Source organism: Pedobacter sp. P26 (genome assembly GCF_050632135.1).
Taxonomy (GTDB): Bacteria; Bacteroidota; Bacteroidia; order Sphingobacteriales; family Sphingobacteriaceae; genus Pedobacter.
In genome coordinates this window covers 2,189,812-2,215,779 of record NZ_CP192574.1, presented here as the reverse complement: position 1 = coordinate 2,215,779, position 25,968 = coordinate 2,189,812, and the positions used below count along the sequence as shown (strand labels likewise).

Sequence of the window (25,968 nt, the reverse complement as noted above, 5' to 3'; positions counted from 1 at the left end):
AGATTAAAATCTTAATATATAAGCGCTTCGATTTATCGGGGCGCTTTTTTATGCCCCGCTTTTTTACCGCGAAGGCACAAAGACACCATTTTTTTGTTTTTGAAAAGCAAAGGCAGTGGTTCTTCGGTTCCGATTGTCCTGCTATATATTCCAATCTTTTTAATTGGCACTGTCATGCTGAGGAACGAAGCATCTGTTGCATCGATTGCAGATGCTTCGTTCCTCAGCATGACAAAATGTTCAGGGCTACTGCAAATTAAAAAGGATTCCATTCCTATCAGGTTTATTTAACCCGAGTCTGTGCTTCAAAACTGCAAAAAACCGCCTTCGTCATACCAGCGTTATATATTGATCAATCAGGTGAAATAGTGACAAAACCTCAATTATTAAACCTTTTGGCTATCTTTTTGTTACATTAGCAATAGATAAAATCGATACGAAAATGGATTTACAACTTCCAAAAAGCGAATACCCCAGGGTAGTGATTGTTGGCGGCGGATTTGGTGGCATAGAGTTAGCTAAACGTTTAAAAAATAAGCCTTTTCAGGTAGTGATGCTCGATAAGCATAACTACCATACTTTTCAACCTTTACTTTATCAGGTAGCTACAGGAGGTCTCGAAGCAGACTCTATCGCTTTTCCTCTACGCAAGATTTTTAAAGGACAAAAGAACCTCATTTTCCGGGTGACCAAAGTTACGGAAGTAAATACTGCCGAAAACTGTTTACAAACTGACATAGGTAGAATCAATTACGATTATCTGGTTATCGCCACAGGTTCTACCAGTAATTTTTTTGGCAATAAAGAAATTGAAGCCAATTCGATGCCGATGAAATCCATCCCAGAGGCGCTGGATTTGAGAAGTCTGATCTTACAGAATTTCGAAAAATCGCTGATCGAAAAAGATGCAGATAAAAAAAGCGCCTTATTAAACTTTGTTGTAGTTGGCGGTGGTCCGACAGGCGTTGAAACCTCAGGTGCCATTGCAGAGCTTAAAAGGCATGTAATTCCTAACGATTATCCGGAAATGGATTTGAGTAGGGTTAACATTTACCTGGTCGAAAATTCACCAGAATTATTGGGCGTAATGTCGCCACAGGCACAAAAAAAGCCAAAGATTTCCTTAACGATATGGGCGTTCAGATTATGAATGAAACCAGGGTACTGGGTTACGACGGACATACCCTCACATTGCAGGACAAAGCACCAATTTTAAGTTCAACCGTAATCTGGAGTGCTGGTGTTAAGGGTGAGGTTTTAAGTGGTTTAGATAAAGCTGAAGTGGTGAGAGGCGGCAGATTAAAAACAGATACCCAAAATTTAATAGTAGGCTATCAGAATATTTATGCCATTGGCGATGTAGCTGCTATTATTGACGAAGAAACACCTAATGGTCACCCGGGAGTAGCACCAGCAGCCATCCAACAGGGGCATCATCTGGCCAAAAACCTGATCAATATCAAGGAAAATAAACCTTTAGAGAAATTTAAATATTTCGATAAGGGCTCAATGGCTACAGTAGGTAGAAACAAAGCCGTTGTAGATATTGGCAAAATCCGTTTCCAGGGAGTTTTCGCATGGTTTACCTGGATGTTTGTGCACTTAATGACCTTAGTAGGTTTCAGAAATAAAATAATTGTTTTCGTAAACTGGGTTTGGAGTTACTTCAGCTACGATCGGGGAACCCGCTTAATTATCAGAACTTTTGCTAAAGATCGAAGTGTGGATTATAGAAACGAGGTACCAGCCGTAAAAGAAGAAGTTAAGGTGTCTTAGTCTTTAGTCTTTAGTCTTTAGTCTTTAGTCTTTAAGGTAACTTTGACGATAAAAAAATTGTTTTCTTTTTCTTCTTTTCTTTGCGAAAAACTTTGCGCATTTTGCGGTTAAACCAAAACCATGAGCCAAAATAAATTCAAATTAGTAGAATGCCCGCGCGATGCTATGCAGGGATTACACGATTTTGTTCCCACGGCGCTTAAAGCCGAATATTTAAATCTTTTGCTTCAGGTGGGTTTTGATACCCTTGATTTTGGCAGTTTTGTTTCGGCTAAAGCCATTCCACAAATGGCCGATACTGCCGAAGTTTTAGCACAATTGGATTTAAGCAACACTTCTACCCAGCTTTTGGCAATTGTAGCCAATTTAAGGGGTGTAGAAGACGCTGTTAAACACAAAACGGTGAATTACCTTGGTTTTCCTTTTTCGATCTCTGAGACATTCCAGCAGCGTAATACCAATTCGAGCATAGTACATTCATTAAATACGGTAGAAGAAATGCTTTCACTTTGTGCAAAAAACAATAAAAAAGCAGTTGTTTACCTGTCCATGGGATTCGGAAATCCTTATGGCGATGAATGGAATTATGAAATTGTAGAAAAGTGGGCAGATGTTTTGGTGAGCAAAGGTGTCCAAATTTTATCTTTAGCAGATACCGTTGGTGTTTCTACACCTGAAAAAATTGAAAGCATATTGCCTAAACTGATCACGAGGTTTAACCATACAGAAATTGGGATTCATTTGCACTCCACTCCTGCTGAACGGTTCGAAAAGATAGAAGCTGCATATCGTTCCGGTGTTAAACGTATAGATTCGGCACTAAAAGGTTTTGGAGGCTGTCCAATGGCTGCTGATGATCTCACAGGCAACATTGCCACGGAAGATGTGATCAGTTTTCTTCATAATAAAGGAGAAAAATTAAATCTGGATATGGATAAATGGAATGAGGCAATAATGTTATCGGGGAAGATATTTGGGTAGGTTCCTTTTAACTCCCGGGGTCGTCATTTCGAGCGGAGTGAAACGCAGTCGAGAAATATATATCAAAAGATTTCTCCATTTCGCTGCGCTTCAGTCGAAATGACGATATTCTATGCCGTGCCTCCGTGCTAATTGGATCAGACCTTCTTCACCATTTTAAAATGCTGTATGCCAGCTTCCTCAAATTGCTCACCTTCAGCTACAAAACCAAATTTAGCATACAAGCTCATGGCATCTAATTGTGAGTTTAAGTATATATAGTGTGCATCTTCAGGCAGGTCAGATAAAGCTTCAGCAATTAGTGCCCGGCCAACTCCTTGTCCTCTAAAATCCTTTAAAACCGCAAAACGTTCCAGCTTATAACCAGCATCTGTTTTACGCCATCTGCAGGCACCGCAAGGTTGTCCGTTGCTGGTAGCCAGAAAATGTGTTGATTCATCTTCATGCTCCCACTCCAGCTCTGGCGGACAATTCTGTTCGTCTACAAATACAATTTTACGGATAGCAAATACTTTATCTAAATCTTCTGGATGATTAACTTTTTGAACGTGCAGACTCATTATCGTGGTGTTTAAAGTGTTTATTCGATTTTAATTTCAATTCATTTAGCTCTTTCGCTACATCTATCGAATGTGAGCAATGAATATCGGCCTCTTTTTGGCAAGTGTAGCAATCGTAACGTAAAATTTATGTAACTGATCCAGTTCCTTTTCACTCAGGTCTTCAATATCTACCATCCGGTTACTTGCCCCCTGTTGTGCTGCAATCAGTTCATTCAGTTTTAACTGAATGGCCTTACCATCTTTATTCTGCGCTTTCTGAATCAGGAAAACCATTAAAAACGTAATAATTGTTGTGCCTGTATTAATCACCAACTGCCAGGTTTCAGAATAATTAAACAGAGGGCCGGTTACTGCCCAAATAATTACAATAGCGGTTGCCGCAATAAATGCAACAGAACTACCGGTAAACTTGGTTGCCGCATTGGCAAATTTCTCGAAAAAATTATTTCTTTTGGTATCGTTTTTAGATTTTGCCATTACAATTTGTTTGATTAAATATACCATAAAACAAACAAAAGCGCCATAAGTTTTTAAACCCATGGCGCTTTTGCTTAATTATTGAATGATTGATTTTTGAATGATTGAATGAAAATCCAATCTTCTAAACCAACCGAACTTACAACTTATCGTTAACGTTGATACAGTTCAGATCTTCGAAAGCGGCAGTTAAACGCTTTACGAAAGTTTCTTCACCTTTACGTAACCAAACGCGTGGGTCGTAATATTTTTTATTTGGTTTATCATCGCCATCAGGGTTACCAATCTGGCCTTGAAGATAAGCTTCATTCTTTTTGTAATATTCTAAAATACCTTCCCAAAATGCCCATTGCATGTCAGTATCGATATTCATTTTAATTGCACCATAAGAAATTGCCTCTCTGATTTCTTCCTGAGTAGAACCAGAACCACCGTGAAATACGAAATTGATCGGTTTCTCTGCAGTTAAACTGAATTTTTCTTTGATGAAATCCTGAGAGTTCTTCAAAATTACCGGTTGCAATTTTACGTTACCTGGTTTATAAACACCGTGTACGTTACCAAAAGCAGCAGCAACAGTAAAACGAGGAGAAACTTTGCTCAATTCTTCATAAGCATAAGCCACTTCGCTAGGCTGGGTATATAATTTAGAACTGTCAACATCACTATTGTCAACACCATCTTCTTCACCGCCGGTAACACCAAGCTCAATTTCGATGGTCATGTTCATTTTCGCCATGCGCGCTAAGTATTTAGCAGAAATTTCCATGTTTTCTTCGATCGATTCTTCCGATAAATCCAACATGTGTGATGAAAACAAAGGTTTTCCGGTCTCAGCAAAGAATTTTTCACCGTGGTCTAAAAGTCCATCAATCCAAGGCAATAATTTTTTAGCGGCGTGGTCGGTATGTAAAACCACGGCAACACCATAATGCTCTGCCAATAAATGTACATGTTTAGCAGCCGATACAGCTCCTAAAATACATGCTTGCAATTTCTCATTATCTAATGATTTACCAGCATAAAACTGTGCACCTCCGTTAGACAATTGAATCATAACAGGCGAATTTACTGCCTTAGCAGTTTCCAATACCGCATTAACCGTATTGGTACCGGTTACGTTTACTGCTGGTAAAGCAAACTGATGTTTTTTAGCCTGCTCAAACAATTCTTGAACGGCATCTCCGTAAATTACGCCTTTGTAGCCTTTTAAACTCATTTCTTGTTAATTTTATTAAGTCCGAAGTTATAAAAAAATAACATTCCAAGCTTTTGTAACAACAGAATTATTTGCCTAACAGCAAAATAAAGCCTGTTTAGTGTAAAAAACACATTATCCTTAGTGTAAAAAAGACACACTTCAGTTTTCAATTCGAAGTTCACAATGGGCAAATACAGGTTTTAAATTACTTCAGCTATTAGCTATTAAGCATCAACCAATTAACCATCGACTATTTTTACGTCTAATAAGGTCCGACTTTATTTTATTTTTCGTTTCTTTGCAATCCAATTCTTCAAAAAATTATATGGCTTGGTTTAAAAGAGAGAATAAAGGTATCATTACCACAACAGAAGAGAAAAAAGAAGCACCAGATGGTTTGTGGAATAAATGTCCAAATTGTAAGAAACCGCTACATCAGGCAGAACTTCAGGAAAACAAATACGTTTGTCATTACTGTAATTACCACCTGAGAGTGGGCTCAAAAGAATATTTCGAGGTTTTATTTGATAATAACGAATTTAAAGAACTGTTCCCTAACTTAACATCAGGCGATCCTCTAAACTTTAACGATAACAAACCTTATACCGATAGAATTAAGGAAAGTCAGGCTAAAACAGGCTTGAAAGATGCTATCCGGGCAGGAGTTGGTAAGATCGAAGGTCAGGATCTCGTTATTGCCTGTATGGATTTCGCTTTCATCGGTGGTTCAATGGGTTCGGTTGTGGGCGAAAAAATTGCACGTTCAATTGATTACAGTATCAAACATAAAGTTCCATTTTTGATGATTTCTAAATCAGGTGGTGCACGAATGATGGAAGCTGCATTTTCATTAATGCAAATGGCTAAAACTTCAGCTAAACTCGCGTTACTAGGTCAGGCTAAAGTTCCATACATCTCTTTATTAACCGATCCAACTACGGGCGGTGTAACGGCCTCTTATGCCATGCTTGGCGATATCAACATTGCCGAACCAGGCGCTTTGATCGGTTTTGCAGGCCCCAGGGTAATTAAAGAAACCATTAAAAAAGATTTACCGAAAGGTTTCCAAACTTCCGAATTTGTTCTGGAGCATGGTTTCCTTGATTTCATTGTAGACAGAAGAGCCATGAAAGCTAAACTGGGCGCTTTTATCAAAATGATGAACAATTAGTTGGTTCAATAGTTTATTGGCTATTAGTTGATCCAGGCAGGCGCCAAAAAATGAATTTATAATATCCAGAAAAGCAGGGCTTGAATAAATCGGTTAATTCAGTCCTGCTTTTTGCTTCAAGTCCTCGCTAAACTCCGGGCTTTCCGCGGCAATCAGGTTTAGTTTACATGGGCCAGTGGTTCTTTTGAGGAGTACTCCCACCCAAAGCATTAAACTACCCCTCCCTGCGGGCACCCCTCCAAAGGAGGGGAATAAAAAACACCACAAATTTTTCTTATTTTTAAACTAACCAAACCATAAATTCAGATGAAAAATTTATTCCTATTAACCTGTCTGATTACCGCTATGTTCGCCACACAAGCCCAGGATAAAAAGACCAAAGTGCCTTATGATGAAGCCCTAGCTAAAAAACTCGGCGCTGATAGTTACGGCATGAAGATGTATGTGTTGGTGATCCTCAAATCAGGGCCAAACACTATAGAAACAAAAGCCAAAACTGACAGTTTATTTGCAGGCCACATGGCAAACATGGGTAAAATGGTAGAGATTCAAAAACTGGTAGTTGCTGGTCCGATGGGTAAAAACGATAAAAATTATCGCGGCATTTTCGTTTTAAACACTAAATCTATTGAGGAAGCAAAACAATTATTGGATAGCGATCCTGCCATAAAAGCTAAATTACTTGAACCAGAATTATACAATTGGTACGGCTCTGCAGCACTAGCTGAATATTTGCCATTTCATGATAAGATCCAGAAGAGTATTTTTTAGGTTTGTTTGCCACGGAAGCACTGAAGGCACGGAGAAGTTATGATAGTGAGTGGTTGTCTCAAAAGTAAAATCTAGCTTTAAGGTCAGAATTTTATTTCGTTTCCCGTCATCTGATAGTTATAGGATCTCGCGCAAGCCTATCGTGTGGACATATCTTTTTTAAGGTTTTTTAGGCGTTTTGCTAACCAACTTTAATAAAGCACAGATTTTAACTAAGGACGCTGTCAATCCCAAGAGCCGGGGAAATCAAAAAAACAGGTGCACAACAGTAAAAATGGCACTAACAAGCCTGAAACGCAGTGGTTTTGTGTTCATAACCGATGATTTAATTTTAAAAAATATTGAACACAAAACGAAGTGTCACTGTTTTTTTGATGCGCGTGAGATTGCGCAAAAGGCTCATTGCTGGATTGACAAAGCGCTTTGGGTACTTTGGCGCTCCAAAGTACCATTCCCCGCGGCATAGAACGATAGAAGAATGTTATAATTAATTGCGTCTAAACGATAGGGCGCAGGCGGGAACCACGAAGTCTCAAAATATAATTTGCTTAGTGGGCCAGCATAAATATTTTTGATACAGCCTCTTTAGCTTTGTTAATCATTTAAGATTCAGCTATTGTCAGTTGGTAATAACTGACCCCAAAGTGAGCTGCTGATACCAATTCCTGCAACATTTCCATTAACATATCCTAATCCTACTCCTCATTTCATAAATTAGTGCATCAAATAATAAACCCTAACTAATTATGAATAAAAAACTACTATTTTCTGCACTATTCCTTTGCGCTTCGGCGAGTGTTTTTGCACAAGACAAAAAAATAGTTGAAAATATTGTTAAAGAAGTAAACGAAAATTCTCAATTAGAGAAACTTGCACATGAACTTTTAGATGTTGTTGGTCCGCGTTTGGTTGGCTCGCCACAGATGAAACAGGCCAACGATTGGGCAGTTAAAAAATACAATAGTTGGGGCATCTCTGCCAAAAATGAAAAATGGGGTGAATGGGCAGGCTGGGAAAGAGGCATTACCCATATCGATCTGGTAAGTCCGCGGGTACGCACTTTAGAAGGTACACAATTGGCCTGGAGCCCATCAACCAATGGTAAAGCCATTAATGCAGAAGCGATTATCTTACCCGAAATTACCGATTCGGTATCCTTTCAGAAGTGGTTACCCAATGTAAAAGGTAAAATTGTTTTAATTTCCATGAACCAACTTTCTGGCCGACCAGAAAAAAACTGGGAAGAATTTGCCACAAAAGACCTTTTCGAAAAGTTTAAAAAAGAAAAAGCTGATGCTACTAAAGCTTGGGCAGCAAGTCTAGCTAAAACAGGCCTAACTGCGAAAACACTTCCCGTAGCTTTAGAAAATGCAGGTGCAGTAGCTGTGGTAATCAATAACTGGTCGCAGGGTTTTGGTGTAGACAAAATTTTTGGCGCAAACACCACAAAAGTACCAACTTTGGATTTATCAGTTGAAGATTACGGTTTAGTTTACCGTTTGGCCTTAAATGGCGACAAGCCTAAGCTTAAAATCGAGGCAGATTCGAAGAAATTAGGTGCTGTACCTACTTTTAATACCATCGCTGAAATTAAAGGCACACAAAAGCCAAATGAATATGTGATGCTTTCGGCACACTTCGATTCGTGGGATGGCGCAAGCGGCGCTACGGATAATGGTTCAGGAACAATTTTGATGATGGAAGCCATGCGCATTCTAAAGAAAATTTATCCTAATCCAAAACGCACTATTTTGGTTGGCCATTGGGGGAGTGAAGAACAGGGTTTAAATGGTTCAAGGGCTTTTGTAGAAGATCATCCGGAGATTGTGAACAACCTTCAGGCCTTGTTTAACCAGGATAACGGAACAGGTCGTGTAGTTAACATTGGCGGACAAGGATTTGCTAAATCAAAGGATTATATCACCCGCTGGTTAGCCGCAGTACCGGATACGATTAAAAACCAGATCAAAACCAGTTTTCCGGGAACACCGGGTGCAGGTGGGTCAGATTTCGCGTCATTTGTAGCTGCCGGAGCATTGGGTTATTCGTTAAGTTCTACCAGTTGGGATTATGGAACATATACCTGGCACACCAACCGCGACAGTTATGATAAGTTGGTTTTCGACGAGATTAGAAGCAACGTCATTTTAGCTGCAATCATGGTTTATATGGCCGCGGAAGATCCTGAAAAAACCTCAACCGAAAGAGCAAAAGATCTACCTGTAAACGAGCGTACCGGCAAACCAGCAACCTGGCCAGTACAAACGAAATCGAACAGAAAAGGTGGTTTGTAGGTAAGAATTTTGAATCGATTTGTAAAGGAGCACTTGGAAACAGGTGCTCTTTTTTGTCACCTCGGATCGTCATTTCGAGCGGAGTGCAACACAGTCGAGAACCACTGAGTGCTCAGCGAAGCTAAATCTATTGAGGTAGATCTCTCCATTACACTGCGTTCCAGTCGAGATGACGACGCTTTTTATTGAAATCCTGCGATGAACGCCAAGAAGCATATCCATCTATGAAACAGATGCTTCGTGCCTCAGCATGACAACAAGCGGCATTACTCTTCCTTCTTCTGAAACTTGTAAAACAGATACCCTAAAAAAGGTAAAATCAATACACTACCCAATAAAAGGGCTAAGCCCAAACTGTAAATGGTTTTTTCTGGTCCGGCTGTTTCCAACAGCGAGATTGCATCTCCGCTTTTTAAACGGATAAAATTAGGGAAATGGGCATAACTAATAGCCAGAAGAATCATCGTTACCTGGAAGCCTGCTAAAACGCGTAAAATCTTGGTTTTGCCTTTAATCAACAGATACCATAATAAAATAAGCGATAAACTCGCCAGAACAATGGCCGATAAGCCCACATTACTCTTGAAAACCCAATCGATCAATGGAATTTTATCGCGTTGTGCGGCAATAAATACCATGGCACCAAAAACTACCGCAGCGATATTCATAAATTCGGCTTTTTTAATAAAACGGCGTTTATCATGATATTCATCCGTTTCACCAATAAGATAGATCGCTGCCAGAAAACCGCAAAGCGCCACCGTAAAGAAGCCTACAGCGATTGAAAACCAATTTAACCAGCCCGATATATAGGCCGTATAAAAATCGTTAGCCTGCGTATCGATATGGCCTGAAATTAAGCTTCCGGCAATGATGCCTAAGAATAAAGCGGTAACAAAACTCGAATACCTGAAAATGCGGTTGTACAGCCACTGCATATCGTCCTTTACGGCATCATAATGGCGGAATACAAAGGCAGTACCACGGGCAATGATCCCGATGAGCATAATGGCCAAAGGAATATGCAGGTAAACCGACATGGTGGTATAAATAAAAGGGAAACCCACAAAAAGGATCACAATAGCAATAATCAACCACATGTGATTGGCTTCCCAAACCGGACCAATGGCCTGGTACATGGTCTTACGGGTTTTACTTCTGTTTTTTGTTGAAGTAAACAACTCGATAATCCCTGCGCCAAAATCAGCCCCACCCAATAAAAAGTAGAGCAGAATGGCCATGCATAAAAATGTAATTACCACATCTTTCATAATTTATTTTTTTCCACAGATTTATACAGATGAAGACAGATTTCAAAGAAGTTAAGCAACATACATCAAAATTTTTATCCGTGTTCATCCTTTTTATTGTGGTTAATTAATTCGTTTCAGATTTGTTATAGAGCACAGGTACCATTTTAATCTGTCGGTAAAGTAAAAACGTTACGATAATGCTTAGCGACACATAAATTGCCGAAAAGATGTAAAATGAGTAAGCAATACCCGGCATAGGCGTAACCGCATCTTTAGTACGCATAATGCCATAAATAATCCATGGCTGCCTACCAACCTCAGTAACCACCCAACCAGCCTCTAAAGCGAGATAACCAAGCGGAATAGCGAAAACGAACAGCTTTAGTAGCCAACGATTTTCGGTTAAAGGTTTCTTTTTAAAAAGGATAAAGAAATAGGTTAAGGCTAACAAAAGCAGTAAGGTACCAATGCCCACCATCATCTGGAAAGCGTAATGGGTTATAGCGACGGGTGGATGTTCATTTTCCGGGATCTGATCCAGGCCCTTAACTTCGGCTTTAAAATCGCCATGTGCTAAAAAACTTAAAGCGCCTGGAATTTTGATCGCACCTTTTACCGTTTTATCTTTCTCGTTTACGATACCACCGATCAAAAGCGGAGCAGGTTTCTCGGTTTTGTACAACGCTTCCATAGCAGCTAGCTTTGCAGGCTGACGTTTGGCTACGTCTTTTGCAGAGATATCGCCACTTAATGGCTGTAATAAAGCAGCAATGCATGCAAATACGGCCGCTATTTTAAAGGCTTTTAAATGAAAATATGCATTTCTGTTTCGTAAGATCATTAAAGCATGTACACCAGCCACAGCAAAACCCGTTGCGGTAAATGCGGCCAAACACATGTGCAAAGCCTGGCTAAACCAAGCTTTATTAAACATGGCCTGTATAGGATCGATGTTGAGGTATTTTCCGTTTACAAAATCAAAACCCGCCGGACTGTTCATCCAGGCATTGGCAGCAACCACCAATATCCCTGAGGCCAGTCCGCTTACCCCTACTACCATTCCTGTAAACCAGTGGAACCACTTATTCAATTTATTCCAACCGTAAAGAAAAAAACCAAGGGCAATCGCTTCAATAAAAAAGGCAGTTCCTTCCAATGAAAAAGGCATTCCGAAGATGGGGCCGGCATGATCCATAAATTTTGGCCAAAGTAAACCCAATTCGAACGATAACATGGTACCTGATACCGCACCTGTAGCGAAAAATATGGCTACCCCTTTACTCCAGGCTTTTGTGAGGTTTTTGTACACCTCATCGTTGGTTTTAAGCCATTTATAATGCGATACGGCCATAAAGAAAGGCATTACCATGCCGATACAGGAAAAAATAATGTGAAAGCCTAATGATAAGGCCATTTGGGAACGGGCTGCTATAAAATCATCCATGGGCTGTAGATTTTGAATGGTAACAAATATAGTTGTTAATGATTAAAGCCTATGGTAATTCAATAACGTCGAAAGGATTATTTGAAATATAGAACGTTTATAAATTGAAAATAGATTTGGAGGGCTGTATTGAAGAACGATAAATTTTTAGCCACAGATGAGCACAGAAGGATATCGTCATTTCGAGCGAAGTGCAACGCAGTCGAGAACCCGAAGGCTCTGCGAAGTAAAATCTGTCAAGACAGATCTCTCCATTCCGCTGCGCTTCAGTCGAGATGACGACTTTTCTTATGGAATATGAGATTAAGCTCCCTTCAATTCATCATAAGCAGCGGTTAGGCTTCTTTCAATACCTTCTCCCTTCCATTCGGGTGCATTTGGGATTGTAGTCGTTTTTAAAATATCTTCTTTGCTTTTACCTGCTTTAATTTCGCCGCCCACAAAAGTTAAGAGGCTTTGAAGGTAATTTTGATAAGCTTTAACATCGGTTTTATTTCCGGTTACTTTTTCCGGATCAAGGCTATGTCCCCAGATAAATAAGGTATCATTATCAAACTGGTTCTGGATCTTGTCTAAAGCAGTGATCCAGTTGCCGATGTGTGCACCATTTTCTCTATCAATATATGGAAATTTACGGTTGAACACCAAATCGCCTACATGTACGATATTGGCATTTTCGAAATGGTAAACGGCATCGCCATTGGTATGCCCTGAACCGTAATAATAAGCTTTTATATTTTCGTTGCCCACTTTCGCACTCCATTTTGTCCCAAAAGTGGTATCGGGCAAAAGCTGTTTATCTAAATTATTTGCTTTCTCTGCGCCTCTTTTCTGGTTTACCAATGAATTTTGGTGCGCAACTACCTTTTCGGCCAATCCTTTAAAAGAAATATTCCCTGCGGTATGATCGCCATGGTGATGCGTGTTGATCAAATATTTGAATGGTTTTTCGCCCAGTTTTTTCAACTCATCGATTAAATGCGGTGCCGTAGTTGGGAACTGTGCATCTACCACCACAAAACTATTGCTCGAATTTAACCAGCCGATTGTACCACCCTGCTCGGTAAATATCCCCACATCGTTACGGAGCGCCTTAAAATTATAAGCACGGAACAGATCTTGCTGCGCAAAAACATCTGTTTTATAAATCGAAAGCAGGGTCATGGCTAATGCCGAATTTTTGATAAAATTTCTTCTTTCCATTTTGGGATTAAGCTAAAAAAACCACAGCAAATGCTGTGGTTTAAATTTAATGATTTAGATCCTGAAATAACAAATTATATACCCGAACCTGGTGTGGTACCTGGCTCATGCCCCGGACCAAATGAATTATTCTTACGGTCTTTATCTTTGTTAAACAGATTGGTCGTTACTTTCGATGATTTATTTTCATCTAAAGTTCTATCTTCTTTAATATCTTCTGCGGTTTTATCCAGTAAATCGTTCTCAACAACTTTACCTTTTTCTTTATTCGTTTCCATAGTAATTGTAAATTGATATACTATAGGAACAACCTAAAAATAAGATTGTTTTTAATAGTTGTTTTTGGAATGGGTTTAGTAAAAGAAAAATCTTATGGTTAGTGAGCCACCAATCAAACAGTTGAGTTTCATAGATTCTAATAATAACGATGGCCATCTCAACTGAAACTGTGAAATTGAGAGATCTGTCAAGCAGATTTTGCTTCGCAGAGCCTTCGGGTTCTCGGCTACGTTGCACCCGATAGCTAGCTATCGGGTCCGCTCGAAAATGACGATGCGGATGGAACTTCGCTACCAATTACGACGTCTCCTGTTAAGATTTTACAACATTGCCCCAGGCAATTTCCCCAACTCATGGATAGATCCGAAAGAATGAAACCTCCTTTTATGAATTTTATTAAAATGGTTTGAAGATTCGAAAGAAAACGGATTGAAAATAAATTTGTAAATGTGTTTCCTTTCTTCGTTTAATTTTTCTTCCTGTTTTGCGTTTTCAAGATTTTGAGTGTTGCGGTTAGTTTCCATGACGATATAGATTATTGAAAACCTGGTAGGTTTTCAGGGTTAACAATTTTAATACTTAATAAAAGCTTTTTTAAATTTGCTTAACCTTATACCATGGGTGTTTGATAAGGTTTCGTTCTGGAACTACATTAAAATGGCGTGGATTGCCTTATGTTTAATTAAATTTAAGCTTAATTTTTGATTTTTGCAAATTTTTTTGGGAGTTAAATGTTATTGCGCTAAAATCTAAAGGGCATTTTTTGGAAATCAGTTGCAGTAGTACCTGGGAAGATACAGTCCTGCTCTTTACTTTACTCCGCTATGCTCCATGTTCGTTCCGATCAGGTTTATTGGCACAGCCAGCAATACTATCTGGGGTTGCAGGGCGCAGAGAATTTGTTTATAAAAATGAATTTCGTCTTTTGCATCATCCAGCCTTAAATAGCAGCACCAGCTTAATGGAGCTAAACCTGATTGAAGCGGATACCGGCAAAGTGCTTAAGGCCTGCAGGCGTATGAGCGAAAAGCAGGACGAACATTAAAATGAAATGCCGCGTTTGCTTTCCAAAAAAATCAGCTGTTTTTTTGCCCACAAAAAAAGTCCCGATTTTCACCGGGACGCTCCTATTTGGTTAATGATATTTTAAGCTAAAGCATTTTGCTTTACTACCATTTTAACTTTTTCGATTACGTAATCTAACTCTTCCTTTGTAGTGTATTTGCTAAATGAAAAGCGTACAGAAGGACGGTTTGGATCGGCATTAATACCATTTAACACATGCGAGCCAATGTTTGAACCTGACGAACAGGCACTACCGCCCGAAGCGCAGATACCATTGATATCCAAATTGAACAATAACATATCGGCCATGTCCATTTCAGGAAAAGAAACATTTAGTACCGTATAAAGACTTTTATCGGCATCTGTTTCGCCATTAAAGCCAATACCTGGAATTTCGGCAATTAACTGTGTTTTTAGATAATCTTTTAGGCTCTGAATATAGGTTTGGTGCTCTGCCATCTCAGCATAAGCAATTTCTAAGGCTTTAGCTAAACCCACAATACCATATACATTTTCAGTACCGCCACGCATGTTGCGTTCCTGTGCTCCGCCGTAAATCATTGGCGGAATTTTAATATTGCTGTTTACGTATAAAAAGCCAACACCTTTAGGTCCGTGGAGCTTATGCGCTGCGCAAACTATAAAATGTGCTTTAAGTTCGCGCACATTATGTGGATAATGGCCCATAGTTTGCACGGTATCGGCATGGTAAATGGCATTATATTTCTCACAGATATCGCCCACTTTAACCATATCGGTTAATGTACCCAATTCGTTATTGGCGTGCATCAATGAAACGAAAGTGCGCTCGTTATTTTGAAGCAGTTCTTCTAAATGGTTATAATCGATATTTCCTTTTTCATCAATATTAACGAAACTTAATTTATCGATCTCACCATTTTTAAGCATGGTATTTAACGTATGCTCAACCGCATGGTGTTCTATTTTTGAAGTGATGGCATGTTTAATGCCATAGGCTGAAATTCCGCAACGTATAGCTGTATTATCGGCCTCCGTGCCTCCGGAAGTAAAAAATATCTCAGATGGAGATGCATTTAACAGTCCAGAAACGGTTTTACGGGCTTTCTCTACGAGTGTTCTCACCTCACGGCCAAGTGCATGAATGGCAGATGGATTACCAAAGTAATTTTCCATCACGTTTGTCATTTCTGCGATTACTGCCGCATCTAAAGGCGTTGTGGCCGCATTATCTAAATAGACCCTTTTCATTTCTATGAATATTTAAAAGTTATGTGTTGCAAAGATGCTTTGTTAAAGGCAAACTCTGTTTTTAAATGTTCAGGGTTTAATCGTTTTATTAAACCCTGAACAGGTATGCTTAATCCTAAAATGCTTTAAAGCTTAAAGGTGTAATATTTCTTTGATGTCAGAAATAATTTTGTTAGCCAAATTCTCAGCAATGGTTTCATTTTCTGCCTCACTGTAAATCCTGATGATCGGTTCCGTATTAGAGCGGCGCAAATGTACCCAGGTTTTATCAAATTCTATCTTCAAACCATCAATTGTGCTGTAGGGCTGATTTTTATATTTCTCTTCTACCTGCTTCAATAAATTATCGATATCCATTTCTGGTGTAAGGGTAATCTTATTTTTAGAGATATAGTATTGAGGGTAGCTTGCCCGAAGCACCGAAATAGATTTACCAAACTTAGCCAAATGTGTTAAAAATAAAGCAATACCTACCAAAGCATCTCTACCATAGTGCGATTCAGGATAGATAATTCCACCATTTCCTTCACCACCGATAATGGCATTCGTGGCCTTCATTTTATTGACTACGTTTACCTCACCTACTGCTGATGCATTGTATTCTGAACCTGCCCTTTCGGTCACATCGCGTAAAGCCCGGGTTGATGAAAGATTAGAAACCGTGTTTCCAGGTGTATTTTTCAACACATAATCGGCAACAGCAACTAAGGTATATTCTTCGCCAAACATGCTGCCATCTTCGTTTACAAAACATAAACGGTCAACATCGGGATCTACGACAATCCCTAAATCTGCGTTCTGTTTCTGAACCTCCTTCGATATTTCAGTTAAATTTTCAGGAAGGGGTTCAGGATTGTGTGGAAAATAGCCGTCTGGTTTACAATATAATTCTACCACCCTGCTCACGCCTAAAGCCCTTAATAAAGCAGGAATAAAAATACCGCCGGTTGAATTTACACAATCGATTACTATTTTAAAAATCAGCTTTTTTAATCGCCTCAACCTCAACCAATGGTAAGGCTAAAACTTTATCGATGTGTTTTTGAAGATAAGTATCGTTTTTAATTACTTTTCCAAGTTTATCTACCTCAGCGAAGTCAAAATCAGCACTTTCGGCTAAATCTAAAACTTCCTTGCCATCTGCATCGCTAATAAATTCTCCGCTGGCGTTTAATAATTTTAAGGCATTCCACTGCTTTGGGTTATGACTTGCGGTTAAAATAATTCCACCTCCTGCTTTTTCATCAGGTACGGCTATTTCTACAGTTGGCGTAGTAGATAAGCCTAAATCGATTACCTCAATACCCAGACCTTGTAGCGTTCCAATAACCAGGTTATTCACCATTTCACCCGAAATACGCGCATCGCGACCTAACACTATTCTTTTATTGCCTGTTTTTTGCACCACCCAGCTACCAAAGGCAGCAGTAAATTTCACAATATCAAATGGGGTTAAGCCGTCGCCAGCCCTTCCGCCTATGGTTCCGCGTATTCCTGAAATCGATTTTATTAAAGTCACTTTTTATAATTTATTTGAGGCTCAAAAATAACAAAAAAAACAAGATAGCCGTTATTTAAACCTACCTGTGAAAGTTAATTTACATTGTTTTTATATCTACATGTACGATCAATATTATAGAACTGGGCCAGGCGAAGAAAACAAACGTGTGTTTGATTTTAATGTTCAATTGAATTTTTATAGTGAATATTTTCAGGGTCTTAAATAAGGTTTACAGACAAATCCATAGCCATGGATTATAAGTTGATTACATTCAATAAATAAATCAGCACCTCATATTTATGCAACTTTATTGCATAAAAGTATATTCTAACTTTACTAGCGATTGTAAAACCTTATATTTGCATCTTTTTAAGATACAAACGGCTTTTATATGCAGCGCAAGTGGTTTCAATATTGGTTCAATTCGCCATATTATCATATTCTTTACCAACAACGAAATGATGCTGAAGCCGAATTCTTCATTGATAAACTCACGGATTACCTTCATCCAAAAGCCGAAGCGAAAATGCTTGATATTGCCTGTGGAAAAGGCCGTCACTCCATTTACCTGAACAAAAAAGGTTTTGATGTTACGGGAATAGATTTATCAGAACAAAGCATTAAGTACGCAAAACAATTCGAAAACGGTAAATTACACTTCCTTGTTCACGATATGCGGAGGCTTTTTTACATCAATTATTTTGATGTGGCTTTAAACCTTTTTACCAGTTTCGGTTATTTTGATACAGAAAAAGACCACGTAAATGCGCTTAAAACTTTTCGCAAATGTTTAACTGCCGATGGTATTTTGGTGCTGGATTATTTTAACACTGAAAAAATTATACGCAACTTAAATTCGTGTGAAGTAAAATCGCTCGATGGCATTACCTTTAACATCACCAAAAATGTTGTTGATGGAAAAATTATCAAAAAGATAAATTTTGAAGACCAACATAAGGTATATAATTTCGAAGAACGGGTGCAGGCGTTTAACTTCGGAGATTTCGAAGGTATGCTTACCAAAGCAGGAATGCGTATAGAAAAAACCTTTGGAAACTATAGTTTAGATGATTTTGATCATTCCACTTCTGACCGCTTAATTTTAATCTGTAAAAAAGCATGATAGAAAGCATACAGCAATTTGACGTAGAATTGTTTTTGAAAATCCACCGCGGACTTTCAAACGGCTTTTTTGACTGGCTGATGCCTTTAATGCGCAACCGTTTTTTTGGTCGCCACTTTACCTTTTTATTGTTGTTTTTTGCATCAGGCAATATAAAAAACAAGGTTATTATATCATTGGTATGGTGCTGTTCACCTTCGCTATGGGCGATTTAATTGCCTCGAGGGTTGTAAAACCATGGGTATCGCGTGTGAGACCCTGCAATGATTTAAGTTTGGCGAATGACATCATCCACCGTGTACCCTGTGGAAGTGGATTAAGTTTTCCTTCAGCGCATGCTACCAATCATTTTGCTATCGCTGTTTTTTTAATCTGCCTCTTCTACAGCAGATGGAAACCCATTTTACCTATTGGCATATTCTGGGCGTTTATCATCAGTTTTGCACAGGTATACGTTGGTGTGCATTATCCTGTAGATGTAACAACCGGTGCTTTGCTGGGGATAACAATTGGCTTTATCTGTTCGAGAATATTTAAAAAATTACAACCTGATTTTTAACCTATGGAAATCTGGAAACTCTGCGTACTTTTTTTCTGTGCCTTTTTGGGCGGAACCGCTATATTTTTAGTAAAGAGCGATAAATCTAAACTACTGAAACTGATTTTATCTTTCAGTGGGGCTTATTTATTTGCCATTACGGTTTTACATTTAATTCCTGACGCTTACAGCGGCCCCGACAAATGGCAAATTGGTATTTTCATCCTGATTGGTTTTTTATTACAGATCTTCTTGGAGCAGTTCTCAGAGGGTGTCGAGCATGGGCATATCCACAAACATCATGACGGGCATGTTTTCCCATTTGGGATTATGATCAGTTTATGTTTACATGCCTTTTTAGAAGGGATGCCCCTGGCAAAAGAACAGCATAATGAATTGATTTTTGGGATTTCGCTACACCATATACCTGCAGCGTTTGCATTGGCGAGTATATTAATGCAAAACCATTATAAGAAAGGCAGCATTGTATTTTACCTGATTGTATTTGCCATTATGGCGCCACTTGGTTTTTATGTAAGCGTTGGCTTAAGCAACGGCACCATTGGCGGTTTAGATGCCTACTTTAATAAGATTATGGGTATTGTTATCGGTATTTTCTTACATATATCAACGACCATCCTATTTGAATCGAGTGCCGATCACAAAATCAATACCCGCAAAATGATTGCCGTTTTATTAGGCATTGGTGTAGCATTGATCGGTTTCTTTGCCGGACACTAGTTCAGTTGGCAGTTTTCAGTTGGCAGTAGGTAATTGCCAGTTTTCAGTTGACAGTTTACCAACTAAGCAATTCGTCAATTAACCATTTCAAACAATTAACTCGCTAGCCGTTTTAAACGTTTAATCGTTTATATATTTAAACTTTTCAAAAAAACATCTGTAAATTCGTATATGGATGAGATTGTAAATGAACCTGTTGTAGCCTATCAAAAAAGGTACTACACTGTTGAAGAATACCTGGAGATGGAAAAGGTATCAACAGAAAAACACGAATATTTCCAGGGAGAGATATTTACTATGTCTGGTGCTGGCGATAACCACAATGAGATTTTCAGCAATGTTTTTGGAGAAATAGGCAACAAACTTAAAGGCAAGCCGTGTAGACCTTATGGAAGTGATAAGCGGATGAACATTCCCGAGAATACGTTATTTACTTACCCTGACATATCCATATATTGCAATGGTTTAATACATAGCAAATTTGATGATGATACTTCCATTTCACCAACTGTAATCATCGAAATTCTTTCTCCTTCAACCAAAAATTATGATCAGGGCAAAAAATTTAACCTCTATAAAGATATTCCTTCGTTAAAAGAATACATCATGATCGATTCCGAATCGGTTTGGGTTCAGGCCTTTTATATTGATGATGAAAATAACTGGAAACTTAACGAGCATAAGAAGATTTCTGATACCCTGAGCCTAATATCGATGGGATTTGACTTAGCGCTAAGCGATATTTACTATTATGTTACTTTTTGAAATCGGAGATTTTAACCTTATTTATTTTAATTGCAGACATAAAATACAAACACTTGTTAAACAACCAGTTAACACTATACCCGTTTTAAACGTTTAATCGTTTATATATTTAACCTTTTCAAAAAAACATCTGTAAATTCGTATATGGACGAGATTGTAAATGAACCTGTTGTGGCCTATCAAAAAAGGCATTATACCATTGAAGAATATCTGGAGATGGAAAAAGAAGCGACAGTTAAACATGAATATTACCAAGGTGAGATTTTTGCGATGTCGGGGGCTGGAGATAATCATAACTGGCTTTTTTCTAATGTTTTTTTAGCAATTGGAGGTCAGTTAAAAGGAAAGTCATGTCACATTTTTGGAAGTGATAAGCGGATGAACATTCCGGAGAATAGCTTATTCACCTATCCGGATATCTCTATTTACTGTAACGATATAAAACATATTGATATTGATGAAGACACCTCAATTTTACCAACAGTAATCATCGAGATCCTTTCGCCTTCGACAAAAAACTATGATAGAGGCAAAAAATTTAACCTTTATAAAGATATTCCTTCGCTAAAAGAATACATCATGATCGATTCAGAATCGGTTTGGGTTCAGGCCTTTTATATCGATGAGGAAAATAACTGGAAACTTAACGAGCACAAGGAGATTTCTGATACCCTGAGCCTAATATCGATGGGATTTGATGTGGCTTTAAGCGATATTTATGATCACGTTCTCTTTAATAAGGATAAATGAGTTTGTAGACAAAAATTGAGAAATGTAACCTAAAAATTGCCAACTACCTACCGCACTACTTCTTTTCTTTCTTCTTTCCATAAGCCCAAGGGCAATGTTTGCACTTATTTTTACAGCAATAACCGCGTTTTAAATGGTAGGCTTCAGTAAAAACCATCAGTCCATCTTCGTTAAAGTAAAAATCTTCGCCTTCTTTTAACATAATTATTGAATGACAGCATCTTGAATGAGTGAATTATAATGATTGAATATTAAATGAGGGAATGTTTTTAACCGTTTTTCTTTATCGCCACATTCAATTAGCCTCTAACTCTATCATTCAATCATTTTTTAACCATTAAGTATTTTGACTTCCAGTTTATTTTTAAAATAATCTTTAAGCTGTTTTCCATCTCCGTGCAGCGTCCATACCTGTTTTGGCTTAACTTTTTCTATGGTTTCTAAAATTGCATCCCAATCGGCATGATCAGAAATATAAAGTGAAATCCCGTTTTGTTGCTGCAAGTTTTTCCATCCGGAGGCAAAGGCACGTACTACATTAATTGCCTTATGGTAACTGTGAAAAACCATCGGCGGCACAATATAAACCTGATGTTCCTGATTATTTTTCATCACCTTTCTATCGTACATTTTGTAATTCCCTACTTTTATGCCATAGTCTTCATAGATTTTAACAAAAGGCATAATACTGTGGTGAACCATAACATTTTTCGTGGGGCAATGCTCGTTGAGCAATTGTATTATCCGCTGGCTTTTGCCCAATGCGTAAGACCCAAGCATAATATTCGCACTGGTTTCATTCAGCTTTTTAATTTCGTTTATGGGAGATGGGTGTTTGGTTTCCGGATTAGCGAATGTACTTTCTGTAATTAAAACGTCTGCTTCTACAAATTCAAAAGGCTCACAGGTATTGTCCGGTTCAATCTTATAATCACCAGTATAAAGATACTTTACACCCTTATATTCCATTAAAACCTGTGCAGAACCCAAAATATGTCCGGCAGAATAAAAAGTAACGGTAACTTCTTTTATTTTGAAGGATTCATGATAACTTTTGGTAAAAAAATCAACCGCGGCAAATTTGCGGTAACGGTGTTTCATAAAAGTTGCAGTAGCAGCCGTACAGTAAACATGCTGGCTTCCACCAATGGCATGATCACCATGTGCATGTGAAATCACCGCTTCATTTACCGGTTGTTGTGGATCTAGGTAAAAATCGCCGTAAGCACAGTATAAACCCGTTGGCGTAATAGCAATGAAGTCTTCTAAAATCATTTATAAAGGTGAATAGAATTTAAGGATGAATGATTTAAGTTAATTAAGCCCTGGTATTCTTAAATTCTTTGGCTGACTTCAGAAATTCCTGGTGTAAAGCTAAAACCTGCTCAATGATAGACTGTTGCTCATCGTTAACAATAAAATGACCGGCCATTTTTGCCTTTTCTTCATCGCTAAGCTGTTTATCCATGCGGGCCTTCACTTGCTCTTCATTAACCCCATCACGCTGTATTAAACGTTTTAATTTAACTTCGTAAGGGGCGGTAACCAAAATTGTGGTATTGCAAAGTTTATAAGAACCGCTTTCGAACAGTATTGCTGCTTCTTTTAGGGTATAAGGTACTGTTGAAGGAATTGTTGATTCCCAGGCATCAAAAGCCCTGAAAACGGCCGGATGTACCAAAGCATTCAATTGTGCGAGTGCCTGCTCATTATTAAATACAATGCCTGCAATGTGTTTATTGTTTAGTTTTCCATCTTCAAAATAGCTTTCATTACCAAAAGCAGCTTTAACACCTTCTATTAATAAAGTATCCTGAGTCATGATTTCTTTAGCCACGGTATCGGCATAAAAAACAGGGATTCCCAATACTTCAAACACCTTGCAAGCCGTTGTTTTACCACTGCCTATACCACCTGTTATACCTACTTTATACATTATTTTTCTACAATAAAATCTATTTTGGAAGGGCTTACGCTCACCAGTTTGCAATAATCCGGAAATTCGGTTATCTTGACCGTAAAGCGGCGATGTCCTAAATTTTGCCATTCATCAACATCAATAGTTGCGGTTATAAAACTTTCATCAACCTGATCATAATTGCTCAAAGCTACTAAAAAGGTAACTTTAACTTTTTTAGGATAAAGTTTAATGCTGTTATAGCTTCGATTATTGATAATTTTTAAAGGTACCTCAATGGTTTTTTCAGTAAATTCGTCTACAGGAACTTTAACCTCTACAGAGGATGGATAGATGCTAACATTTTTGTGGATACTGTGCTGTAAAGCTACCCTTGTTGTGCTGCTGCTCTGTATTTTATCTTGCTTTAGCGTATCGGTTGGCCAAAATTTTATTTTTGAAAGTTCTTCCGGCGGGCCAGCCACCTTAACATATTTTGGGTTAAGAATAATTTCGCTAGAAATGCCATATTGTTTTTCGAAACTTAGTTTATCAATCAGTTTTACTGGAACTTTTTTCACTACACGTTTAGTAAAATCGAAATAAAGGGTATCAGGCTTAACTGAAATTACTTTTTGTGTACTTTCTAACTGCCTGTTGATATTAAAAAGCTGATCGGAGAAAATGATAAAATCTTTGGTATTCAGCTGACTCAGACTAACAGAAACTGAAGGCGGACTGATCCTTAAACGGGCGAACAGTAGCTGCCATCCTGTTCCTTCTACCTGTAAATCTATCGTATCTGATTGCAAGGGATAAAATGCCCTTTTAGTAGGTGCATTTTTAAAAACCAAAACGGTTTTGGCTACATAAACATACTTGTTATTTAATGCCATAAAAAGCCATGCAGCTATGGCCAGCAACAAGCAGGCCAATAAGCTAAATACACGTCTTTTTTCAATCTTCGTTAACCTGATGAAGGGCATAATAAATTACATATTAGCTGTAAGCTGGAAAAACACTATTCAAAATGCATTTAAATCAAATGTAGTAAAACAAAAACAGTCCCGAAAGTTTTCGGGACTGCTCAAATTTTAATTATTTTTAATTAAGCTTTAGATGCAGCAGGAGTTACTGTTGCTTTTGTTGCATCTAAAGAAACTGCCGATTTATCGAAACGGATTTTTACACCACCTTCTACCTCGATCAAAAAAGTTGTCTCATTCATGTCGGCAATACGGCCGTGAATACCTGCTGTAGTTACAATTTTATCACCTTTTTTCAGTTCACTGATTAACTTTTTATGGTCTTTAGCTTTTTTAAGCTGAGGACGGATCATAAAAAAGTAGAATACCAGTGCAATCGCTCCAAACATGATTAATTGTCTTGGATCAAATCCTCCTGCTGCCTGTAAAATTACTGTTGATGTCATTTTTATTTTTTTTGTTTTTTATGAATTTTGATCCTTATGGATGATGCCATAAACAATTGAACCAATTTATTTTTTAGCAAGTACCTCTCCTATCAAATGAACAGTGATTACCGTTGGGTTTGCATTTGATGTTACGGTTACTACCTTATCTTGCATACCCATTTTGCCTTCGCTATTGAAAACTACACTAATTATACCTTCTTTACCTGGCAAAATAGGTTCGCCTGGTACCTGCGGAATAGTACAGCCACAAGTTGCCGTTGCATTTGAAACGATGAGTGGACTTTTACCTGTATTTTTAAATTTGAAATCGTGCTTAACTTTTTCACCTTGTGTTATTTTACCAAAATCGAAAATATCGCGTTCGAAAACGATAACAGGTGCATCTGCCGGAGCAACTTTAGCCGTTTTTGACGTATCGTTGCCAACTGAAACAGTTGAAGAAGTTTCGCTGGTTTGATTATTTGCATTACGACATGCTACAAATGAAAGTGCAGCAATAGCCAGAATAAATGTTCTTTTCATTTTTAATCTTCGATTAATCCGCGGCCAATCTTTTTAATGGTATTATTTTTCTTAAGATCACCTAAAATTTTGTCTAAAATACCGTTAATAAACGAATTACTCTTCGGTGTACTGTAATCTTTTGATAACTCTAAATATTCGTTAATGGTTACTTTAACCGGAATAGATGGGAAATTTAGGAGCTCGCAAATGGCCATTTTCATCAAAATTGTATCCATTAATGCAATACGTTCTGATTCCCAGTTTTTAGTTCTATCGGCAATCATTTCCTGATATTTTGCATCGTTCTGCAAAGTATGTACAAAAAGATCCTGAACAAATTTGCTGTCTTCAACCCAATCGGCACTAATTTCGGTCAACTTATTTTTGAAAGGATCTTCGGATGTAAAGTTTTTCAAGGTTTTGGCAACCATACCTTTCATCACTTCGTGATCTACCTGCCAGTTGATAAATTTCTCTTCGAAAACCTGAATAATGGCCTGATTTTTTAAGATGATTTTACGGAAAATGTATTTTATGATATCTTTTGATGACTCTAAACTTTCGTTCGGATCGGCAAGATAATCGGCATATTCTTTTGATGCTTTTAAAGAATTGTAAACGGTTTTACGGATTTCCGGGTCGAAACCCCAATCAACCTTGTATTTTTTAATTGCAGAAACATACTCTGGATTTTGCTGCATTAAAACGCTAAACTTATTGTTTAGCAATTTCATGTTAGGATTAATATCCTCTGCTGTTTTAATAAACTTATTTGCGCGCTCCGCGGCGTCGTTAGCAGTAAATTCGGTAACTTCTACCATTAAAGATAACATCCAGATGTACATTTCGTACACGCTATCGATGCTCTGCATTAAAGTTTTTAAATCACCTTTAATGTCTTTTTTGTCTGCCATGTGCCATGCAAAAATATTTTGCAAAGCTTTGATTCTTAAGTGCCTTCTGTTTAACATGAATGTAAGAACGAGTGTGGTTTTTTAAAACCTGT

Annotated in this window: 26 protein-coding genes and 2 pseudogenes; 11 read left to right on the top strand and 17 right to left on the bottom strand. The window is 38.1% G+C overall.

Annotated features, from left to right (window positions below; all coding sequences use genetic code 11):
* Window positions 1-32: 32 nt before the first annotated feature.
* The gene (locus ACQ86H_RS10185) at window positions 33-272 is read right to left on the bottom strand and encodes a hypothetical protein (RefSeq protein WP_431294750.1); all 240 of its coding nucleotides are present in this window, start codon (window positions 270-272) and stop codon (window positions 33-35) included.
* A 170-nt stretch (window positions 273-442) separates the two neighbouring features.
* Here ACQ86H_RS10185 and ACQ86H_RS10180 point away from each other — a divergent pair.
* Both ACQ86H_RS10180 and ACQ86H_RS10175 read left to right on the top strand, forming a co-directional pair.
* Window positions 443-1,776, top strand: a pseudogene (locus tag ACQ86H_RS10180) (NAD(P)/FAD-dependent oxidoreductase).
* Window positions 1,777-1,896: 120 nt separating this feature from the next.
* The gene (locus ACQ86H_RS10175; RefSeq protein WP_431294749.1) at window positions 1,897-2,757 is read left to right on the top strand and encodes a hydroxymethylglutaryl-CoA lyase; all 861 of its coding nucleotides are present in this window, start codon (window positions 1,897-1,899) and stop codon (window positions 2,755-2,757) included.
* 137 nt (window positions 2,758-2,894) lie between these two features.
* Here the strand turns inward: ACQ86H_RS10175 and ACQ86H_RS10170 are convergent, their stop codons facing one another.
* From ACQ86H_RS10170 to fbaA, 3 genes are all read right to left on the bottom strand, one after another.
* Window positions 2,895-3,317: a GNAT family N-acetyltransferase gene (locus ACQ86H_RS10170; RefSeq protein ID WP_138822008.1), complete on the bottom strand. Its 423-nt coding sequence runs from the start codon at window positions 3,315-3,317 to the stop codon at window positions 2,895-2,897.
* Between the two features lie 63 nt (window positions 3,318-3,380).
* Entirely contained in the window at window positions 3,381-3,797 is a 417-nt protein-coding gene (locus ACQ86H_RS10165; protein WP_431294748.1) for a low affinity iron permease family protein, read from the bottom strand.
* 139 nt (window positions 3,798-3,936) lie between these two features.
* Window positions 3,937-5,016 carry a class II fructose-bisphosphate aldolase gene (gene fbaA / locus ACQ86H_RS10160; RefSeq protein ID WP_057933454.1) on the bottom strand — a complete coding sequence of 360 codons (1,080 nt, stop codon included), beginning with the start codon at window positions 5,014-5,016 and terminating at the stop codon, window positions 3,937-3,939.
* 307 nt (window positions 5,017-5,323) lie between these two features.
* On the opposite strand from fbaA, the gene accD reads away from it, so the two are divergent.
* From accD to ACQ86H_RS10145, 3 genes are all read left to right on the top strand, one after another.
* Window positions 5,324-6,169, top strand: coding sequence for an acetyl-CoA carboxylase, carboxyltransferase subunit beta (gene accD, locus ACQ86H_RS10155; protein WP_121286775.1), 846 nt, complete (start codon window positions 5,324-5,326; stop codon window positions 6,167-6,169).
* 306 nt (window positions 6,170-6,475) lie between these two features.
* Window positions 6,476-6,940 (top strand): YciI family protein, encoded by a 465-nt coding sequence (locus ACQ86H_RS10150; RefSeq protein WP_431294747.1) that lies wholly within the window; start codon window positions 6,476-6,478, stop codon window positions 6,938-6,940.
* A 746-nt stretch (window positions 6,941-7,686) separates the two neighbouring features.
* Window positions 7,687-9,234: a M20/M25/M40 family metallo-hydrolase gene (locus tag ACQ86H_RS10145; protein WP_431294746.1), complete on the top strand. Its 1,548-nt coding sequence runs from the start codon at window positions 7,687-7,689 to the stop codon at window positions 9,232-9,234.
* 266 nt (window positions 9,235-9,500) lie between these two features.
* Here the strand turns inward: ACQ86H_RS10145 and ACQ86H_RS10140 are convergent, their stop codons facing one another.
* From ACQ86H_RS10140 to ACQ86H_RS10125, 4 genes are all read right to left on the bottom strand, one after another.
* Window positions 9,501-10,505: a cytochrome d ubiquinol oxidase subunit II gene (locus ACQ86H_RS10140; RefSeq protein ID WP_431294745.1), complete on the bottom strand. Its 1,005-nt coding sequence runs from the start codon at window positions 10,503-10,505 to the stop codon at window positions 9,501-9,503.
* Window positions 10,506-10,611: 106 nt separating this feature from the next.
* Entirely contained in the window at window positions 10,612-11,931 is a 1,320-nt protein-coding gene (locus ACQ86H_RS10135) for a cytochrome ubiquinol oxidase subunit I (protein ID WP_431294744.1), read from the bottom strand.
* 303 nt (window positions 11,932-12,234) lie between these two features.
* A complete protein-coding gene (locus tag ACQ86H_RS10130) occupies window positions 12,235-13,134 on the bottom strand; it encodes an MBL fold metallo-hydrolase (RefSeq protein WP_431294743.1) in 900 nt (299 codons plus the stop codon).
* 74 nt (window positions 13,135-13,208) lie between these two features.
* Entirely contained in the window at window positions 13,209-13,412 is a 204-nt protein-coding gene (locus ACQ86H_RS10125; protein ID WP_025143865.1) for a hypothetical protein, read from the bottom strand.
* Window positions 13,413-14,176: 764 nt separating this feature from the next.
* Here ACQ86H_RS10125 and ACQ86H_RS10120 point away from each other — a divergent pair.
* Window positions 14,177-14,458: a hypothetical protein gene (locus ACQ86H_RS10120; protein ID WP_431294742.1), complete on the top strand. Its 282-nt coding sequence runs from the start codon at window positions 14,177-14,179 to the stop codon at window positions 14,456-14,458.
* A 101-nt stretch (window positions 14,459-14,559) separates the two neighbouring features.
* Here the strand turns inward: ACQ86H_RS10120 and ACQ86H_RS10115 are convergent, their stop codons facing one another.
* Together ACQ86H_RS10115 and glmM are read right to left on the bottom strand one after the other, a co-directional pair.
* Window positions 14,560-15,708: a cysteine desulfurase family protein gene (locus tag ACQ86H_RS10115; protein WP_431294741.1), complete on the bottom strand. Its 1,149-nt coding sequence runs from the start codon at window positions 15,706-15,708 to the stop codon at window positions 14,560-14,562.
* A 132-nt stretch (window positions 15,709-15,840) separates the two neighbouring features.
* Window positions 15,841-17,227 (bottom strand): annotated as a pseudogene (gene glmM / locus ACQ86H_RS10110) (phosphoglucosamine mutase).
* Between the two features lie 373 nt (window positions 17,228-17,600).
* Here glmM and ACQ86H_RS10105 point away from each other — a divergent pair.
* From ACQ86H_RS10105 to ACQ86H_RS10085, 5 genes are all read left to right on the top strand, one after another.
* Window positions 17,601-18,332: a class I SAM-dependent methyltransferase gene (locus ACQ86H_RS10105; RefSeq protein WP_431294740.1), complete on the top strand. Its 732-nt coding sequence runs from the start codon at window positions 17,601-17,603 to the stop codon at window positions 18,330-18,332.
* Between the two features lie 181 nt (window positions 18,333-18,513).
* A complete protein-coding gene (locus ACQ86H_RS10100) occupies window positions 18,514-18,891 on the top strand; it encodes a phosphatase PAP2 family protein (RefSeq protein WP_431294739.1) in 378 nt (125 codons plus the stop codon).
* Between the two features lie 3 nt (window positions 18,892-18,894).
* The gene (locus ACQ86H_RS10095) at window positions 18,895-19,611 is read left to right on the top strand and encodes a ZIP family metal transporter (protein ID WP_431294738.1); all 717 of its coding nucleotides are present in this window, start codon (window positions 18,895-18,897) and stop codon (window positions 19,609-19,611) included.
* Between the two features lie 171 nt (window positions 19,612-19,782).
* Window positions 19,783-20,376, top strand: coding sequence for a Uma2 family endonuclease (locus tag ACQ86H_RS10090; protein WP_431294737.1), 594 nt, complete (start codon window positions 19,783-19,785; stop codon window positions 20,374-20,376).
* A gap of 144 nt (window positions 20,377-20,520) precedes the next feature.
* Complete coding sequence (locus ACQ86H_RS10085; protein WP_431294736.1) at window positions 20,521-21,126, top strand: Uma2 family endonuclease; 606 nt, start codon at window positions 20,521-20,523, stop codon at window positions 21,124-21,126.
* A gap of 55 nt (window positions 21,127-21,181) precedes the next feature.
* Here the strand turns inward: ACQ86H_RS10085 and ACQ86H_RS10080 are convergent, their stop codons facing one another.
* The 7 genes from ACQ86H_RS10080 to nusB form a co-directional block, all read right to left on the bottom strand.
* Window positions 21,182-21,328, bottom strand: a complete 147-nt coding sequence (locus ACQ86H_RS10080) for a DUF5522 domain-containing protein (protein WP_165902772.1) — start codon at window positions 21,326-21,328, stop codon at window positions 21,182-21,184.
* Window positions 21,329-21,456: 128 nt separating this feature from the next.
* Complete coding sequence (locus ACQ86H_RS10075; RefSeq protein ID WP_431294735.1) at window positions 21,457-22,401, bottom strand: exonuclease; 945 nt, start codon at window positions 22,399-22,401, stop codon at window positions 21,457-21,459.
* A 43-nt stretch (window positions 22,402-22,444) separates the two neighbouring features.
* Entirely contained in the window at window positions 22,445-23,062 is a 618-nt protein-coding gene (gene coaE / locus ACQ86H_RS10070; protein ID WP_138822021.1) for a dephospho-CoA kinase, read from the bottom strand.
* Window positions 23,062-24,009, bottom strand: coding sequence for a CdaR family protein (locus tag ACQ86H_RS10065; RefSeq protein WP_431294734.1), 948 nt, complete (start codon window positions 24,007-24,009; stop codon window positions 23,062-23,064). Before ACQ86H_RS10065 ends, coaE begins: the two co-directional genes overlap by 1 nt.
* A gap of 122 nt (window positions 24,010-24,131) precedes the next feature.
* The gene (gene yajC / locus ACQ86H_RS10060; protein WP_138822022.1) at window positions 24,132-24,455 is read right to left on the bottom strand and encodes a preprotein translocase subunit YajC; all 324 of its coding nucleotides are present in this window, start codon (window positions 24,453-24,455) and stop codon (window positions 24,132-24,134) included.
* A gap of 66 nt (window positions 24,456-24,521) precedes the next feature.
* Window positions 24,522-24,980: a DUF1573 domain-containing protein gene (locus tag ACQ86H_RS10055; protein ID WP_431294733.1), complete on the bottom strand. Its 459-nt coding sequence runs from the start codon at window positions 24,978-24,980 to the stop codon at window positions 24,522-24,524.
* Window positions 24,981-24,982: 2 nt separating this feature from the next.
* Window positions 24,983-25,933 (bottom strand): transcription antitermination factor NusB, encoded by a 951-nt coding sequence (gene nusB / locus ACQ86H_RS10050; protein WP_138822024.1) that lies wholly within the window; start codon window positions 25,931-25,933, stop codon window positions 24,983-24,985.
* Window positions 25,934-25,968: the final 35 nt, after the last annotated feature.

Bases quoted from the DNA above. Each gene is read 5' to 3' on its own strand.
- yajC (WP_138822022.1), bottom strand. From the start codon at position 24,455: ATGACATCAACAGTAATTTTACAGGCAGCAGGAGGATTTGATCCAAGA.
- ACQ86H_RS10080 (WP_165902772.1), bottom strand. From the start codon at position 21,328: ATGTTAAAAGAAGGCGAAGATTTTTACTTTAACGAAGATGGACTGATG.
- ACQ86H_RS10175 (WP_431294749.1), top strand. From the start codon at position 1,897: ATGAGCCAAAATAAATTCAAATTAGTAGAATGCCCGCGCGATGCTATG.
- ACQ86H_RS10150 (WP_431294747.1), top strand. From the start codon at position 6,476: ATGAAAAATTTATTCCTATTAACCTGTCTGATTACCGCTATGTTCGCC.
- ACQ86H_RS10125 (WP_025143865.1), bottom strand. From the start codon at position 13,412: ATGGAAACGAATAAAGAAAAAGGTAAAGTTGTTGAGAACGATTTACTG.
- accD (WP_121286775.1), top strand. From the start codon at position 5,324: ATGGCTTGGTTTAAAAGAGAGAATAAAGGTATCATTACCACAACAGAA.
- ACQ86H_RS10105 (WP_431294740.1), top strand. From the start codon at position 17,601: ATGCAGCGCAAGTGGTTTCAATATTGGTTCAATTCGCCATATTATCAT.
- ACQ86H_RS10065 (WP_431294734.1), bottom strand. From the start codon at position 24,009: ATGCCCTTCATCAGGTTAACGAAGATTGAAAAAAGACGTGTATTTAGC.
- ACQ86H_RS10090 (WP_431294737.1), top strand. From the start codon at position 19,783: ATGGATGAGATTGTAAATGAACCTGTTGTAGCCTATCAAAAAAGGTAC.
- ACQ86H_RS10085 (WP_431294736.1), top strand. From the start codon at position 20,521: ATGGACGAGATTGTAAATGAACCTGTTGTGGCCTATCAAAAAAGGCAT.
- ACQ86H_RS10170 (WP_138822008.1), bottom strand. From the start codon at position 3,317: ATGAGTCTGCACGTTCAAAAAGTTAATCATCCAGAAGATTTAGATAAA.
- nusB (WP_138822024.1), bottom strand. From the start codon at position 25,933: ATGTTAAACAGAAGGCACTTAAGAATCAAAGCTTTGCAAAATATTTTT.
- ACQ86H_RS10135 (WP_431294744.1), bottom strand. From the start codon at position 11,931: ATGGATGATTTTATAGCAGCCCGTTCCCAAATGGCCTTATCATTAGGC.
- ACQ86H_RS10100 (WP_431294739.1), top strand. From the start codon at position 18,514: ATGGTGCTGTTCACCTTCGCTATGGGCGATTTAATTGCCTCGAGGGTT.
- ACQ86H_RS10165 (WP_431294748.1), bottom strand. From the start codon at position 3,797: ATGGCAAAATCTAAAAACGATACCAAAAGAAATAATTTTTTCGAGAAA.
- ACQ86H_RS10130 (WP_431294743.1), bottom strand. From the start codon at position 13,134: ATGGAAAGAAGAAATTTTATCAAAAATTCGGCATTAGCCATGACCCTG.
- ACQ86H_RS10185 (WP_431294750.1), bottom strand. From the start codon at position 272: ATGGAATCCTTTTTAATTTGCAGTAGCCCTGAACATTTTGTCATGCTG.
- ACQ86H_RS10140 (WP_431294745.1), bottom strand. From the start codon at position 10,505: ATGAAAGATGTGGTAATTACATTTTTATGCATGGCCATTCTGCTCTAC.
- ACQ86H_RS10075 (WP_431294735.1), bottom strand. From the start codon at position 22,401: ATGATTTTAGAAGACTTCATTGCTATTACGCCAACGGGTTTATACTGT.
- ACQ86H_RS10095 (WP_431294738.1), top strand. From the start codon at position 18,895: ATGGAAATCTGGAAACTCTGCGTACTTTTTTTCTGTGCCTTTTTGGGC.
- coaE (WP_138822021.1), bottom strand. From the start codon at position 23,062: ATGTATAAAGTAGGTATAACAGGTGGTATAGGCAGTGGTAAAACAACG.
- ACQ86H_RS10115 (WP_431294741.1), bottom strand. From the start codon at position 15,708: ATGAAAAGGGTCTATTTAGATAATGCGGCCACAACGCCTTTAGATGCG.
- fbaA (WP_057933454.1), bottom strand. From the start codon at position 5,016: ATGAGTTTAAAAGGCTACAAAGGCGTAATTTACGGAGATGCCGTTCAA.
- ACQ86H_RS10055 (WP_431294733.1), bottom strand. From the start codon at position 24,980: ATGAAAAGAACATTTATTCTGGCTATTGCTGCACTTTCATTTGTAGCA.
- ACQ86H_RS10145 (WP_431294746.1), top strand. From the start codon at position 7,687: ATGAATAAAAAACTACTATTTTCTGCACTATTCCTTTGCGCTTCGGCG.